The sequence below is a fragment of the Streptomyces sp. NBC_01384 genome (assembly GCF_045040035.1).
In the GTDB taxonomy this organism is placed as follows: domain Bacteria; phylum Actinomycetota; class Actinomycetes; order Streptomycetales; family Streptomycetaceae; genus Streptomyces.
In genome coordinates this window covers 5047886-5061322 of sequence record NZ_CP109559.1, presented here as the reverse complement: position 1 = coordinate 5061322, position 13437 = coordinate 5047886, and the positions used below count along the sequence as shown (strand labels likewise).

The window sequence follows — 13437 nt, the reverse complement described above, 5'->3', positions numbered from 1 at the left end:
GCAGCAGCGCAATGCGGACGTAGCTCAGTTGGTAGAGCGCAACCTTGCCAAGGTTGAGGTCGCGAGTTCGAGCCTCGTCGTCCGCTCAGGGAAAGAAGCCCCCGGCCCTTCAGGGTCGGGGGCTTCTTCGTGTGCCTCTGCGCGTCCTCAGCTCCAGGTGGTGCCGGTCAGGCGCTCGTACGCCTCGATGTACTTGGCGCTGGTCGCGTCCACGACCTGCTGAGGCAGCGGAGGCGGGGGCTGCTCGCTCTTTCGGTCCCAGCCCGACTCGGGGGAGGTCAGCCAGTCCCGGACGAACTGCTTGTCGAAGGACGGCTGGGCGTGACCCGGCTCCCACGCGTCGGCGGGCCAGAAGCGGGAGGAGTCCGGGGTCAGCACCTCGTCGGCGAGGACGAGCGTCTCGCCCTCGTAGCCGAACTCGAACTTGGTGTCCGCGAGGAGGATCCCGCGTTCGCGCGCGATGTCGCGGGCGCGGCCGTAGACGGAGAGGGTCGTCCGGCGCAGCTGGGCGGCGGTCTCGGCGCCGACCTGGCGGGCGACCTCCTCGTACGAGACGTTCTCGTCGTGCTCGCCGACCGCGGCCTTGGTGGCGGGGGTGAAGATCGGCGCGGGGAGTTCCGAGCCGTCGACGAGGCCCTCGGGGAGGGCGAGGCCGCAGACCGTGCGGGACTCGTCGTACTCGACGAGTCCCGAGCCGGTGAGGTAGCCGCGCGCGACGCACTCGACCGGGACCATGCGCAGGGACTTGCAGATCAGGGTGCGGCCGGCCCAGTCGGCGGGGGCGCCCGGCGGGAGTTCGGTGCTCAGGACGTGGTGCGGGACCAGGTCGGCGAGCTGGTCGAACCACCAGAGCGAGAGCTGGGTGAGGACGCGGCCCTTGTCGGGGATCTCGGTGGGCAGCACCCAGTCGTAGGCGGACATGCGGTCACTGGCGATCATCACGAGGTCGCCCGCCTCGTTCTGGTACAGGTCGCGCACCTTGCCGGTGTGCAGATGCACCAGACCCGGGACCTGGAGGGGCTCGGGCTTTTCGACGAATCCGGACACGGTTCCTCCCCGTGGTTCTGTCCAATGGCTCGATTCTCCCGTATTGGGAGCGCGGCTTTGGCCAGGGGGTCGGTGGGGGTCTTCGGTGGCGGTGCGGGGGCGTGCTTTCTCAGTCGCGTTTGCAGATGCGGTCGAGGAGGTTCGCGGTGGCGCGCTGGACACGGGCGTCGACGTGGCCGGGGCGGTCCAGGGCCGGGGACCAGGCGAACGTCCCGGCTGCGAAGACCAGGGCGCCGGAGGGCGCTCGGTAGAGCGAGGTCTCCTGGTGGCGGACGGCGCCCTCGCTGTCCCGGTACGGCGAGTGGGCGAGGAGGATACGGCCTTGGTGCTCGGGCAGCGGGGTGCGCGGGAAGTAACGGTCGGCCTCGCCCGCGACCATGCCGTCGAGTTCGTCGCCCTCGTGCGCGCCGGTCGCCTCCCACAGCCAGTGGTCGGCGTTGCGCACGACCAACGGGTGGGGCTCGGGGACCCTCCCCGCGTACTGGATGCCGATGAGCTGCTGCTCGGGACGGTCGATTTCGCGCCACAGCGCCGGCTTTCCCGGGCCCCTGCGCTTGCGGCAGGTCAGCAGGCGGTCGGCGACGCCGGACGGGGACGGGCCCAGCTCCACCTGCCAGTACATGGTGTTGGCGGAGAGGAAGACCAGCGAGGTGCCGTTCTCGCGGGCGAGTTCCACGGTGCGGCGCATGGTCGTCGACCAGTACTCGTCGTGGCCCGGGAAGACCAGGCCCCGGTAGCGGGTGGGGTCGACGCGGCCGGCGTGCAGGTCGCGGGCGTCGGCGTAGGCGAGGTCGTACCCGTAGCGCTCGGCCCAGCGGATGAAGTCGTAGGCGTGGCCGACGTGGAGCGGGAGGCCCGCGCCGGCGTACGGCCTGTCGAAGGAGACCGTCGTCGCGGCCTCGGACTCGCCGAGCAGCCGGCCGTTCTCGTCCCAGGCGTGGTAGAGGCTGGCGCCGGTGTGCCCGTCCTCCGGATAGAGGTTGTACGCCTGCCACGTGATGTCCGGGAGCAGGAGGAGAAGGTCGGCGGGGTGGTTGTCGCGGACCGTGAAGGGGACGTGGGAGCGGTAGCCGTCGACGGTGGTGAGGACGGCGACGTACGCCCCGATGTTCCAGTAGCTCGGGATCTGCAGGCGCCAGGAGAGCCACCAGTGGTGGCAGGAGACGGTTCTGTCGGCGGTGAGGGGTGGCGGCTGAACGATGCCGGAGAGGCGGGGGCTGGTGGTGATCTTGCTGGCCCCGTCGCCTCCGTAGTGCCCGATGCGGTAGATGTCGACGCTGAACTCCTGCGGCGGGTCGACGGTGACATGGAAGTCGATGGCCTCGCCCGGGGCCGCCGCGCCGTTGGAGGCGAAGCCCTTGATCTGGCGGTGCACGTCGTCCGCCGAACGGGGGCCGCCGGCTCGGGGCTGGGGGATGGGGGGCCTGCGCGAGCCTGGGCGGAGGGCGGTGCCACGGGGGTCCGCCGCTCGGTCCGCTCGCTCCGCCCGGTCCGCTTGACTGGCCTGGTCGACCTGATCAATCTGACCGACCCGACCAACCTGATCGATGTGGTCGATGTGGTCGATGTACCAGGGGACGACGTGGCCGGTGTCGTCGAAGTACTGCTCGTCACCGCGCAGCCAGGGAACGGGGCCCTGGCCGAAGGGGTCCGTCACGGCATGCGCCAGTGCTCCCGACTCCCAGCGGCGGATCTGCTGCGACCCCATGCCTGTTCCCCTCCCTCTTGCCCCCGTCGGTTCCGTAATCCTTTGCCCTGTGCGCGATCGGTCCCAGCACATCACATTACGCACGCAGTCCGTCACCGTTCGTCGCGAATTGACGCGAACGGAAAGGGTAATTCCGGATAGGGGGTGGGTGTGCGGGGTGTGCGTGGCCGGGTTTCGCCCCCGGAATCAGACCAGGCGGACCGGTTTCTCGGGGCGGACGCCGAGGTGGCGGAGCCAGTCCCGGAGGGGCGCCGGGTCGCCGTGTTCGACGAGGGTCAGGACACGGGGACCCAGGTCGGCGGCACGTTCGCCGTTGACCAGGAGGGACGGCCCGTCGAGCCAGTCCAGCCCCGGCACCGCGCCCGCGGTGTCCATCGCGGCGCAGCAGACCATCGCGGTGACATGGTCGGCCAGCAGTTCGCGCCCGGTGCGCGGCGGCTGGAGCGGGAAGAGGGGCAGCATCCCGTCGTCCCAGAACGCCCGGTCGGGCCCCGGCTGCTCCGCGCCCCCGCTCGGCGCGGACACCACGGCCGGCGCCGACGCCTCCTCACGGGCCAGCTCCGCGCTGAGCCCGGCCACGAGTGCCGCCGTCCGCTCGCTCCCGAGGGCAAGGTCACCGTCGTCCTCGTCCTCGTCGAGGCCTATGCCCATCTCCTCGTACGCCCCGCGCCGACTGGTGGCGAGTGCCGACGCGGCCGAACCCGGAGCGGGGGGCGCGTCCGGAGCAGGGGTCGCACCCGGAGCGGGGGTCGCACCCGGAGCGGGGGGCGCGCCCGAGGCCGATCCGGAGCCGGAGTCGGAGTCGGAGTCGGAGTCGGAGTCGGAGTCGGATGCGGATTCGGTGCCGTCGGTGGGTGGCGAGGTCAGATGATCCAGCACGCGCGCCAGCGTCGGGCCGCCCTGGTCGGGGGCCGTCGGGTCCGTGGGGTGGCGAACGCCCAGCGCGTCCAGCACCCGGTGCAGTCGGGCCGCGTCGGTGCGCCACTTACGGTCGACGACCTCGTCCGGATACTCCTGCCAGTCCACCGGCGACCAGTCGGGCCCGGACTCCGCGGGCCCGCCGTGGAAGAGGCGGGCGGCGAGGAGCGAGGCGGCCTCGTCCACCGCGCCGGGCTCTTCGAGCAGATCGCAGGCGGGGCGCTCGCCGAGGCGGGAGGCGAAGCCCTCGGCCAGCCGGTCGCGGCGCGACAACTCGGTGAGGGCGGCGACGACGCCTGCGTCCAGCCGGGACGGCCAGCGGCCCATCCGCCAGGCGGGCAGCGCGACGCGGGTCAGCAGCCGGTCCCAGCCCGCGTAGGCCAGGCCGACCTGCTCCTGCGCGACGATCCGCAGACCGTAATCCACAGCCTGTGCACGCTCGGCTGCGGCGGCGGCCACTCCCCGTTCCATTTCGGCCGCGTGGCCCCGGCAGCTGCACAGCAGCAGTCGGGTCACCCAGCCGACGCCGGCGAGGACCGTGCGGACCAGTGGGCCGCGGGCGGGCGCCGAGGTCACCGCCACGGCCGCGTCCAGACCTCGTACGAAACGGCGGGCCGCGGCTATGTCGGGGTGCGCCGAAGGACCCGTACCGGCGACGACCGGGGCGAGGACCGCGCGCAGCTCCCCGACCCGCATCCACCACAGGAAGGGCGAGCCGATGACGAGGACGGGAGCCGTGGGGGCCCGGCGGGTACGCCCCGATACTCCTCGTACGCCTGTTATCTCGTCTCTGTCCTGGGGTGGTGGCGGGCCGTGCGCCGGGTGGGTGCGGTCCTCCAGCCAGCTGTCGCAGTCCGGGGTCAGCGCTATGGCCGAGGGCGGCGGGACGTCGAGGCGGTCGGCCAGGTCCCGCACCATGCGGTAGAGGTCGGGGGCGGACTCCTCCGCGATCGGGACCGTGGGGCTCACGGCGGGCCGGGCGCGGGCGACCACCAGGGCGATGCCCGTGGCCGCGAGGAGGACCAGGGCGGCGAGGACGGACACGACCCAGCGCGTGACGGGCCAGCCTCCGCCGGTGATGTGCCCGGTGGAGTCGCCGACGAGCAGCACGACGGCGACGGCCGCCGGCAGCAGGGCGACGGCCAGCGCCCGGCTGCGGATGCGCAGCACGGCGAGAGCCCGGGAACGCGCGGCCTGCGCGCCCACCTCCACACCCATACCGGTCACGACCGGAGGTCACCCCCTGCTGTCGGCCCGGCCCGGGCTGTCTCACAGCCCGCGCCGGCAAATGCCCTGACGTTGCTCACTCCCCCACTGTGGCACCCACCACTGACATCGCAATGCCGGTGGGCCAAGTGCCGGAACGCTTTCGCCGCACCCTAGTTGGGGCCCGGGCCCCCGTCAGCCGGATGGGGCATCGCTCACTCGATGGAATGGCTCTGGGGAAAGGTGGATGACCGTGGGCAACGATCAGGCCCCGGATTCCGTACAGAATCCGGGGCCCAGCGGTACGTGAAGGAGTGGGGTCTGTGCTTTCGTCAGGGGTGGGGGCCATGCCTCCGTCAGGAGGGTCTACGCCTCCGTCAGAGGTGGGGGCTACGCCTCCGCCGCCGCCTTCGCCGCGATGTCCGTACGGTGCTGCGAACCGTCGAGGCCGATGCGGGAGACCGCCGCGTACGCGCGGGCCCGGGCCTCGGTGAGGTCGGTGCCGGTCGCTGTGACGGAGAGCACACGGCCGCCCGCGCTGACGACCGCGTCGCCGTCGCGCTTCGTCCCGGCGTGCAGGACGTACGCGTGTGGGGCGTCCAGCGCCGCAACCTCGTCGAGCCCGGTGATCGGGTCACCGGTGCGCGGGGTGTCCGGGTAGTTGTACGAGGCCACGACCACCGTGACCGCCGCGTCGTCGCTCCAGCGCAGCGGCTCCAGGTCGGCGAGCGTGCCCTCGGCGGCGGCGAGCAGTACGCCCGCGAGCGGGGTCTTCAGCCTGGCCAGGACCACCTGGGTCTCCGGGTCACCGAAACGGGCGTTGAACTCGATCACCCGTACGCCACGGCTCGTGATCGCCAGACCCGCGTAAAGGAGGCCGGAAAACGGGGTGCCGCGGCGGCGCAGTTCGTCGACGGTCGGCTGGAGGACGGTCTCCATGACCTCCTCGACCAGCTTCGGGTCCGCCCATGGGAGGGGCGAGTACGCGCCCATGCCGCCGGTGTTCGGGCCCTCGTCGCCGTCCAGCGCGCGCTTGAAGTCCTGGGCGGGCTGCAGCGGGACGACGGTCTCGCCGTCGGTGATCGCGAAGAGGGAGACCTCGGGGCCGTCGAGGAACTCCTCGATGACGACACGCTCGCAGGCGTTGGCGTGCGCACGGGCCTTGTCGAGGTCGTCGGTCACGACGACACCCTTGCCGGCCGCGAGTCCGTCGTCCTTCACGACGTACGGGGCGCCGAAGGCGTCGAGCGCCTCCTCGACCTCCTCAGGCGTCGTACAGACGTACGAGCGCGCCGTCGGGACGGCCGCCCCCGCCATCACATCCTTGGCGAAGGCCTTGGAGCCTTCCAGCTGCGCGGCCTCCTTGGAGGGGCCGAAGCAGGGAATGCCCTCCGCGCGCACGGCGTCGGCGACCCCGGCGACGAGCGGTGCCTCCGGGCCCACGATCACCAGTTCGGCACCGAGCTCCGTGGCCAGCGCGGCCACGGCGGCGCCGTCGAGGGCGTCGACCGCGTGCAGCTCCGCCACCTCTGCGATGCCTGCGTTCCCGGGAGCGCAGTGCAGGGAGATGACGTCGGGATCGAGGGACAGGGAACGGCACAGGGCGTGTTCGCGGGCGCCGCTACCGATGACGAGGACCTTCACGGGGTCAGCCTAACCGCCGGGGACGGGTGCCTTTGTGGGGGCTTCCGAAGCGGGAGGCCCGGAGGGTTGGTGGGATCCTCCGAGAAGCGTGGGGGGACGGGGGCCGCGGGGGTCGGTCGTTCGGCCGGGGCGGTGTCTGTTCTGGAGCGGGCGGTGTCTGTTCTGGAGCGGGTGGCGGCCGTCAGCCGCAGGCATCGTCGGTTCAACCGCAGGTGCCGGCGTTCTGCCGCGGGCAGCGTTCGTTCAGCCGTGGGCGCCGCTCGTTCACTCGTTGGAGAACTCCTCCACCACCGTCGCCCCCAGTTCGCGGACGATCAGGTCGTGGCCCGAGAGGGCGGACTCGTCGAGGTCGGGGTCGTCGTCCTCGGGGATGTCGTCCTCGGGGGCCACCGGGGGCGGCTCGGGGGCGGCGGGGCGCGGCGGGGCGGGAGTCGTCGGGGCGGGCGCGGCCGGAGCCTGGCCCGCGGACGGGCCCTGCGGCGCGGCGGGGCGCGGCGCGGGGGCCGGTGACTGCTGGGGCGCGGGGCGCGGCGCGGCCGGAGCTCCGCCGTAACCGCCACCGCCGCCGAACCCGGGGCCAGGGGCCGCGACCGGGGGCGGTGCCAAGCCGCCCGAGGCGTCGACGATCGCCTCGATCTTCCACTGGACGTGGAACTGCTCGGCCAGCGCCTGCTTCAGCACTTCCTCGCTGCCGCTGCTCGCGAAGTTGTCCCGCGCGCCCGCGTTGACGAAGCCGATCTGCAGGGTCGTGCCGTCATAACCGGTGACCTGCGCGTTCTGGCTGAGCAGGATCCAGGTGAAGCGGCGGCGGTTCTTCACCGCCTCCAGGATGTTCGGCCACAGCATGCGGGGGTCGATGCCACCGGCGGCGGGCGCCGCAGCGGAGGCAGACGCGGCGGCGGGTGCGGCGGCGGGAGTGGGAGCCGTCGGCGTGGCCGCGGGCGCGCTGGGCGCGGCGGGGGCCTGCCCTCCGCCCGCGGGTGCGGCGGTCGGCCAGCCACCGGGACGCCGGCCGCTGCCCGCGGCCGTCGCGGTGGGCCAGGCACCGGGTGCGGCGCCCGACGGGGTGGCGGACGCGGCCGGAGCCTGCGGCCGCTCGGCTGCCGGAGCGGCGACCGGGGCGACCGCGGGCGCGGCAGCGGGGGCCGCGGGACCGGGAGCCGCCGGGTACGCGGGCGCGGCAGCGGGCGCCGCGGGGGCAGGAGCCGCTCCCGCGCCGCTGGTATCGGGCGCCCCGTACCCCTCGACGCCTCCCTGCTGCCCGCCAGGCCCCGCCGCCCGCGCGGCGGCCCGCGCAGCGGCGGCCCCACCGCCCGGCGGAACCATCGCAACCCCGGCGGCCGGCGCGCCGCCATGGACCTCAGGACCGGGCACGTACCCCATGGCGGGTCCGCTTCCGCCGCCACCGGAGAAGTTCACCCCGCGCTCGATACGGTCCAGGCGGGCCATGACGGATCGCTCGTCCCCGTACGCGGCGGGCAGGAGCACGCGCGCGCAGATGAGCTCGAGCTGGAGTCGCGGCGAGGTGGCGCCGCGCATCTCCGTCAGCCCCTCGTTGACGAGATCGGCGGCGCGGCTCAGCTCGGCGGCGCCGAAGACCCCGGCCTGGGCCTGCATGCGCTCGACGACGTCGACCGGGGCATCGATGAGCCCCTTCTCCGCGGCATCGGGAACCGCGGCCAGGATCACCAGATCCCGCAGCCGCTCCAGGAGGTCGGCAACGAACCGCCGAGGGTCATTGCCCCCCTCGATGACCCGGTCCACGATCTCGAAGGCCGCGGCGCCGTCCCCCGCGGCGAAGGCCTCGACCACCGAGTCGAGCAGCGACCCGTCGGTGTAGCCCAGCAGCGAGGTGGCCATGGCGTACGTCACACCGTCGGTGCTGGCCCCCGCGAGGAGCTGATCCATGACGGACATGGAGTCACGCACGGACCCCGCACCGGCCCGCACGACCAGCGGCAGCACCCCGTCCTCGACGGGAATGCCCTCGCGCCCGCAGACCTCGCCCAGGTACCCCCGAAGGGTCCCCGGCGGCACGAGCCGGAAGGGGTAATGGTGGGTCCTCGACCGGATCGTCCCGATGACCTTCTCGGGCTCGGTCGTGGCGAAGATGAACTTGAGGTGCTCGGGCGGCTCCTCGACCACCTTCAGCAGGGCGTTGAAGCCCGCCGGGGTGACCATGTGGGCCTCGTCGATGATGTAGATCTTGTACCGGCTGCTTGCGGGCCCGAAGAAGGCCTTTTCTCGCAGGTCACGGGCGTCATCGACACCACCGTGCGAGGCGGCGTCGATCTCGATGACGTCAATGGACCCCGGGCCGTTTCGCGCGAGGTCCCGGCAGGACTGGCACTCCCCGCACGGCGTCGGCGTCGGCCCCTTCTCGCAGTTCAGACACCGGGCCAGAATCCGGGCGCTGGTCGTCTTCCCGCATCCGCGCGGACCGCTGAACAGGTACGCATGGTTGACCCGATTGTTCCGCAGCGCCTGCTGCAACGGGTCGGTGACATGCTCCTGCCCGATGACCTCGGCGAACGACTCCGGGCGATAGCGGCGGTACAGCGCGAGAGACGACACACATACGAGGTTATAGGCGCCCACTGACAACAAGAACCGTTCGCCGAGCACCCAGGCCCCTGGCCGCGAGACCCCGCCGCATCCCCGCCCCGCAAACGCAAGCGCCCCCCACGCACCCGCCAGAGCCAACCTACCCTTGCTGCCTTCCGGCCCTGGGGGAGTTCAGTCAGATAGCGCCACGTGAGGGGCTCTGCACAGAGTACCTGATCCGAGAGGGGGGAACGAGTTCGCGAGCACTCCTCAACGTCTTGTATTGTTTGCGGCGGAGGATTCGCCTAGAGGCCTAGGGCGCACGCTTGGAAAGCGTGTTGGGGGCAACCCCTCACGAGTTCGAATCTCGTATCCTCCGCCAGTGCCTCACCGGGCACGATGTCGAAGGGCCCCACCGTTCGCGGTGGGGCCCTTCGACGTTGTCCGTCTCAGTTTCCGTCTCAGTCGGCCTCTGCGGAGTACCAACCAGGGGCGCTCTCCTTGGTGACGACCGGTTCCGCCCAGGCCGCAACCGCGAGGGCATCCCGCTTCACCATGTGCCCATCGACGACCTCGTAGAGCAGCCGCCGCACTCGTGGCCCGAGCCGAATCACGTACCGAACACCCTCGACGTCCACCGCGCCGATTTCGCCCCGGTCACTGTCGGCGGTGAAGCCGTCAGCCTCGACCACGTGCCAGCCGGCCTTCGAGGCGAGATACACCCAGGTGCCGAACGCCCGCTCGTGATCCGAGTAGGGCGTCACGCCACCGACGCGCGCGATGATCTCGACAGGGTCCGTCCGCTTGTCCATGGTTCCTCCCCCAGCTGTCCCTCCCGGACGGGAGGCAGACGATCCCGGATCATGGCAGATGCCGTCCATCGGCACCCCGAAGGGCCTCTCCGACCTGCTGAGCGGTCCTTTTCAACACTGCCCCGGTGACATGCATGTACCTGGCCCGCATACGGGCCGCTCCCCCGGGCTCCCAGCCCATGACCGCGTCGACCACGACGTCCGGGACCCCGAGGATCAGGAGAACGGTCGCAGCGGTGTGACGAGCGTCATGAAACTTGGTGGACTTGTGCTCGCGGCGGGTCTGCTGCTCCTGGGGGCAGTAGCCGGCTTTCCGGCCGCACGGATTGTCCCCGCAGCCGTGGGCGTACTTGGGGCGCAGCCGGTTCTTGCGGATCCGGACGTATCCCGCGTCCAGGTCGACGTCCTCCCAGTGCAGCCCGAGCGCCTCCCCCTAGCGGAGCGGCAATCCGGACGTTCACGCTGGTCAAGGGCCGATCCAGCCTCAAATGATCGCAGCTTCCCAAGCTGAGGGCGCCGCAGTGCAGTCACAGTGTGTGCTGTACAGCAGTCTCCCACGCACCCGACCATGGCCGAGGGCACCTCCAGAGCCCGGGGAGGAGAACACATGGCGGACAGCGAGGCGGCAATCCGCGCTGTGGCGCGCCGCGCTGACCACGTCTACTGGGTACGGGAGTGGCCCGACAAGCCGATCTGGCGGGACCGGCTTCGCCGATGGATGGACCCCGCGTCGTACCACTTCGACCGGACCGCCACCCCACCGGAACCCTGGGTCGACCGGCCCGCCGGCTACTACGAGCGAACAGGCTGGCGCATCCGTGCGGCGTACGTCAGATCTGACCTGGCTTTCGAGGTCGAGTACGTAGTCTGCAATCCGTGCAAGATCGGCTGGGTGGAAGCGCCTCACTCCTACGAGGGCTATAAGCGCTGCGGCCTCGCCTCAGCCGCTCTCCGCTCCCTGCGCCATGTCTACCCAGGAGTCCAGTGGCACACGGGCGGCGGTCATTTCCGCGAGGCCGAGCCCTTCTGGAGTTCCATCAGCGTCGGCGTGCCCGGCGGCTACACCCAGCGGGGAAGATGCCGTCATGTGGAACCGGGGCGAGCGCGGTGAGCGAGAAGACACTCCCAGGTCCGTGACCAGGGAACCCGTGATGGGCGCCCGTCTCAGTTTCCGTCTCATTCAGCCCTGTTCACGGCCGTTCAGACGAGACCAAGAGTCGGGTGCAGCCCACGAGCGGGCCGCCCATGAAAGCAGGTGAACGCCCCTGTACTCGGCCCAAGCCCCCGCCGCCACAGTTGGAAAGCGTATTGGGGGCAACCCCTCACGAGTTCGAATCTCGTATCCTCCGCCAGTGCCTCACCGGGCACGATGTCGATGGGCCCCACTGTTCGCAGTGGGGCCCATCGACGTTGTCCCAGTCCTCGTTGTCCTGGTCTTTGTCCACAAGGGCCGCTTCCGGCACTACCCAGAATCGCCGTTCCGATCGCCGGGCCGCCCCCTCGGCTTGACCGATAGGCTTGAACCTACGGTGTTGGCATGTCCGCGACGTCCTCAAGGATGCGGGCGATCAGGTGCTGGTAGCGGCGGCGTATCCGGGCGGACCAGCCGGGCTCCCAGCCCATGATCGCGTCGACGACCGTGTCCGGGGGCCCAGGGGCTTACGGCGCCGAGTCCTTCACGTTCTTGGCAAGGGCGTATGCCTCGGTCGGGGAGGTGCTGGACGGCGGGTGGTCCTCGCTGGTGGGCATACCGTTGGCGTCCAGCCCGATGACGTCGTTGTAGGGGCTGACCGTCGCGCACTTCTTGGTGTCGCCGGTCTGCTGGTGGGAGCCGTTCAGAGCCACCTGGGTGTCGACGTGCGTCGGAGTCGGCTTGCCGCCGGGGAAGGTGTCGCCAGTCGTCCAATCGGTGCCGATGAGCAGCACGATCTGGGAACCGGTGCCCTGCTCGACCGCCTTGGACGGGAGGCCGAGCGCCTTGGCGACCGCCTGGGCCTGCGCCTTCTGCCTGGCCGGGTAGGTCAGCGAGGTGGCGGTGGAGGGAGTCCCGTTCCCCGAGTCGGTCTCCTTGCTGAAGCCCTGGTCGATCAGCGCCTGGGCGATCGCCACCCCCCGGTGGTACACCTCGGTGCCGTTCTCGACGTGGACGGCGACCGAGGCGGCGGAGACCGGGCTGGCGGTCGCCGAGGGGGAGCCCTTCTTCCCGGTGGACGCGGTGAGCGACTGGTCGTCCGCGATGGTCTTGAACATCTCCTTGGCGCCCGGGCCGATCAGCGTCTCGGACCCGCCGCCCGGCAGGTCGACGTCCTGGGTCTGCATGGTGGCCCAGGTGATCCGGCCGGCGGGCACCTTGTTGAGGTCGAGGGCCAGGTCGATGAGCTTGCTGGGGGAGTCCAGGCTGTTGTCGACGGTCAGCGCCTTGGTCGCGGCGTTGGCCATGCCCCACATCTTCGACGGGCTGCTCAGCGTGCCCTTGCTCTTCATCTGGTTGAGGAGGGCGTTGAGGAAGATGTGCTGGGCGTCGGTCCGGCCGCGGCTGTCGCTGGAGTCACCGAAGCCGTGCCGGGTCCGCACAAACTCCAGCGCGGCATCACCCTTCAGCGTGTGCGACCCCTCCTTCAGCTTCAGGTGGCTGTAGGGGTCGTAGACGTTCTTGCTGACGCAGACGTGCGTCCCGCCGACCGCGTTGGACATCGCCACCACGCCGGCGAAGTCGATCATCATGAAGTGGTCGATGGGTATCCCTGTGAGCTGGTGCACCGCGACGACGCTGCAGCCGGGGCCGCCGTTCAGCGCCGAGTTGATCTGCGCGCGGGTCTGCGCCGGCATGCTCGGGTGGCCCGGGTCGTGGCAGCCGCTCCAGTCGGTCCGCAGGTCGCGGGGGATGCTCATCACCGTGGCATTGGACCGGTCGGCGGATATGTGGACGATCATCTCCACATCGGCTCGGGCGCCGCTGGCCGTTCCGCAAGCGCCGCCGAGCTTGCAGTCCGCCGCGCTGTTACGGGCGTCGGATCCGATGACCAGGATGTTGATCGGGCTGCGTCCGAACGCGTCGACCTTCTCGTGCCCGGCGCCGTCCTTGCCGTTGGCGGACAGATCGTCGGACTTGATGTTGCTGTTCAGCTTTCAGTACGCGTACGCGGCAGTACCGACGCCGAGCACCAGCACGAACCCCAGCAACAGCCCGACGATCTTAAGCGCGCGCCTTCTGTCAGGCTTCTTGCCGGCTCTGCGCATGGCAGCCCTGCCACCGCCGGCCAACTCCGCCGGATCCGCCTTCTCGGCCCTGATCCGGCCGGTGGCATGCCTCCGCGGTCTGAGGGGCTGCGTCATGAGAACTTCCTCGAACCTTCAGGGGGCGACGGCTACCAGAACTATCCGTAAGTGGGACTCGTGGAAGGCAAGTTGGGTTGTAATCCGGTCGGCTTCCGACCGGCCCTCTCCTGCGAAATGCCTGGGCGGCCAACCAAGTTGGGCGAGTTCCCGCGCAACCACACAATCCGCACTTAGCGACGGTCCCAGAGGGTTGCAGTCAGGGCTGCGTTCACCCCCGTT

The 13437-nt window shown here is 71.0% G+C and carries 9 protein-coding genes, 2 tRNA genes, 1 other RNA gene and 1 pseudogene; 3 read left to right on the top strand and 10 right to left on the bottom strand.

The genetic code is table 11. The annotated features are described in order from the left end of the window. Positions 1-13 precede the first annotated feature (13 nt). Positions 14-86 (top strand) — tRNA-Gly (locus OG747_RS23265). Between the two features lie 61 nt (positions 87-147). Here OG747_RS23265 and OG747_RS23260 read toward each other — a convergent pair. The 6 genes from OG747_RS23260 to ffs all read right to left on the bottom strand — a co-directional run bounded on the left by OG747_RS23260 (position 148) and on the right by ffs (position 9290). Then, positions 148-1047, bottom strand: a complete 900-nt coding sequence (locus tag OG747_RS23260) for a phosphoribosylaminoimidazolesuccinocarboxamide synthase (RefSeq protein WP_405881267.1) — start codon at positions 1045-1047, stop codon at positions 148-150. A 109-nt stretch (positions 1048-1156) separates the two neighbouring features. After that, positions 1157-2755 carry a N,N-dimethylformamidase beta subunit family domain-containing protein gene (locus tag OG747_RS23255; protein ID WP_405881266.1) on the bottom strand — a complete coding sequence of 533 codons (1599 nt, stop codon included), beginning with the start codon at positions 2753-2755 and terminating at the stop codon, positions 1157-1159. A gap of 186 nt (positions 2756-2941) precedes the next feature. Next, positions 2942-4891, bottom strand: coding sequence for a hypothetical protein (locus OG747_RS23250; protein ID WP_405885638.1), 1950 nt, complete (start codon positions 4889-4891; stop codon positions 2942-2944). Between the two features lie 378 nt (positions 4892-5269). Further along, a complete protein-coding gene (gene purD, locus OG747_RS23245; RefSeq protein ID WP_405881265.1) occupies positions 5270-6523 on the bottom strand; it encodes a phosphoribosylamine--glycine ligase in 1254 nt (417 codons plus the stop codon). A 264-nt stretch (positions 6524-6787) separates the two neighbouring features. After that, positions 6788-9097, bottom strand: a complete 2310-nt coding sequence (locus OG747_RS23240) for a DNA polymerase III subunit gamma and tau (RefSeq protein WP_405881264.1) — start codon at positions 9095-9097, stop codon at positions 6788-6790. Between the two features lie 94 nt (positions 9098-9191). Next, an RNA gene (ffs, locus tag OG747_RS23235) (signal recognition particle sRNA small type) lies at positions 9192-9290 on the bottom strand. 71 nt (positions 9291-9361) lie between these two features. Between ffs and OG747_RS23230 the strand changes: the two genes are divergently transcribed. Next, a tRNA-Ser gene (locus OG747_RS23230) sits at positions 9362-9449 on the top strand. A gap of 79 nt (positions 9450-9528) precedes the next feature. On the opposite strand, the gene OG747_RS23225 is transcribed toward OG747_RS23230, so the two are convergent. Beyond that, positions 9529-9879 (bottom strand): hypothetical protein, encoded by a 351-nt coding sequence (locus OG747_RS23225; RefSeq protein ID WP_405881263.1) that lies wholly within the window; start codon positions 9877-9879, stop codon positions 9529-9531. A gap of 49 nt (positions 9880-9928) precedes the next feature. Beyond that, positions 9929-10312 (bottom strand): annotated as a pseudogene (locus OG747_RS23220) (site-specific integrase); the annotation flags it as partial. Between the two features lie 174 nt (positions 10313-10486). Between OG747_RS23220 and OG747_RS23215 the strand changes: the two are divergent. Further along, positions 10487-10990: a hypothetical protein gene (locus tag OG747_RS23215; protein ID WP_405881262.1), complete on the top strand. Its 504-nt coding sequence runs from the start codon at positions 10487-10489 to the stop codon at positions 10988-10990. 548 nt (positions 10991-11538) lie between these two features. Here OG747_RS23215 and OG747_RS23210 read toward each other — a convergent pair. Together OG747_RS23210 and OG747_RS23205 are read right to left on the bottom strand one after the other, a co-directional pair. Continuing rightward, positions 11539-12900, bottom strand: coding sequence for an LCP family protein (locus OG747_RS23210; protein ID WP_405885637.1), 1362 nt, complete (start codon positions 12898-12900; stop codon positions 11539-11541). 108 nt (positions 12901-13008) lie between these two features. Then, positions 13009-13215, bottom strand: a complete 207-nt coding sequence (locus OG747_RS23205; protein WP_405881261.1) for a hypothetical protein — start codon at positions 13213-13215, stop codon at positions 13009-13011. Positions 13216-13437: the final 222 nt, after the last annotated feature.

What these genes read in the sequence shown, in the direction of transcription:
- OG747_RS23255 (WP_405881266.1), bottom strand. Translation starts at nt 2,755, where the DNA reads ATGGGGTCGCAGCAGATCCGCCGCTGGGAGTCGGGAGCACTGGCGCAT.
- OG747_RS23250 (WP_405885638.1), bottom strand. Translation starts at nt 4,891, where the DNA reads ATGGGTGTGGAGGTGGGCGCGCAGGCCGCGCGTTCCCGGGCTCTCGCC.
- OG747_RS23225 (WP_405881263.1), bottom strand. Translation starts at nt 9,879, where the DNA reads ATGGACAAGCGGACGGACCCTGTCGAGATCATCGCGCGCGTCGGTGGC.
- OG747_RS23215 (WP_405881262.1), top strand. Translation starts at nt 10,487, where the DNA reads ATGGCGGACAGCGAGGCGGCAATCCGCGCTGTGGCGCGCCGCGCTGAC.
- OG747_RS23205 (WP_405881261.1), bottom strand. Translation starts at nt 13,215, where the DNA reads ATGACGCAGCCCCTCAGACCGCGGAGGCATGCCACCGGCCGGATCAGG.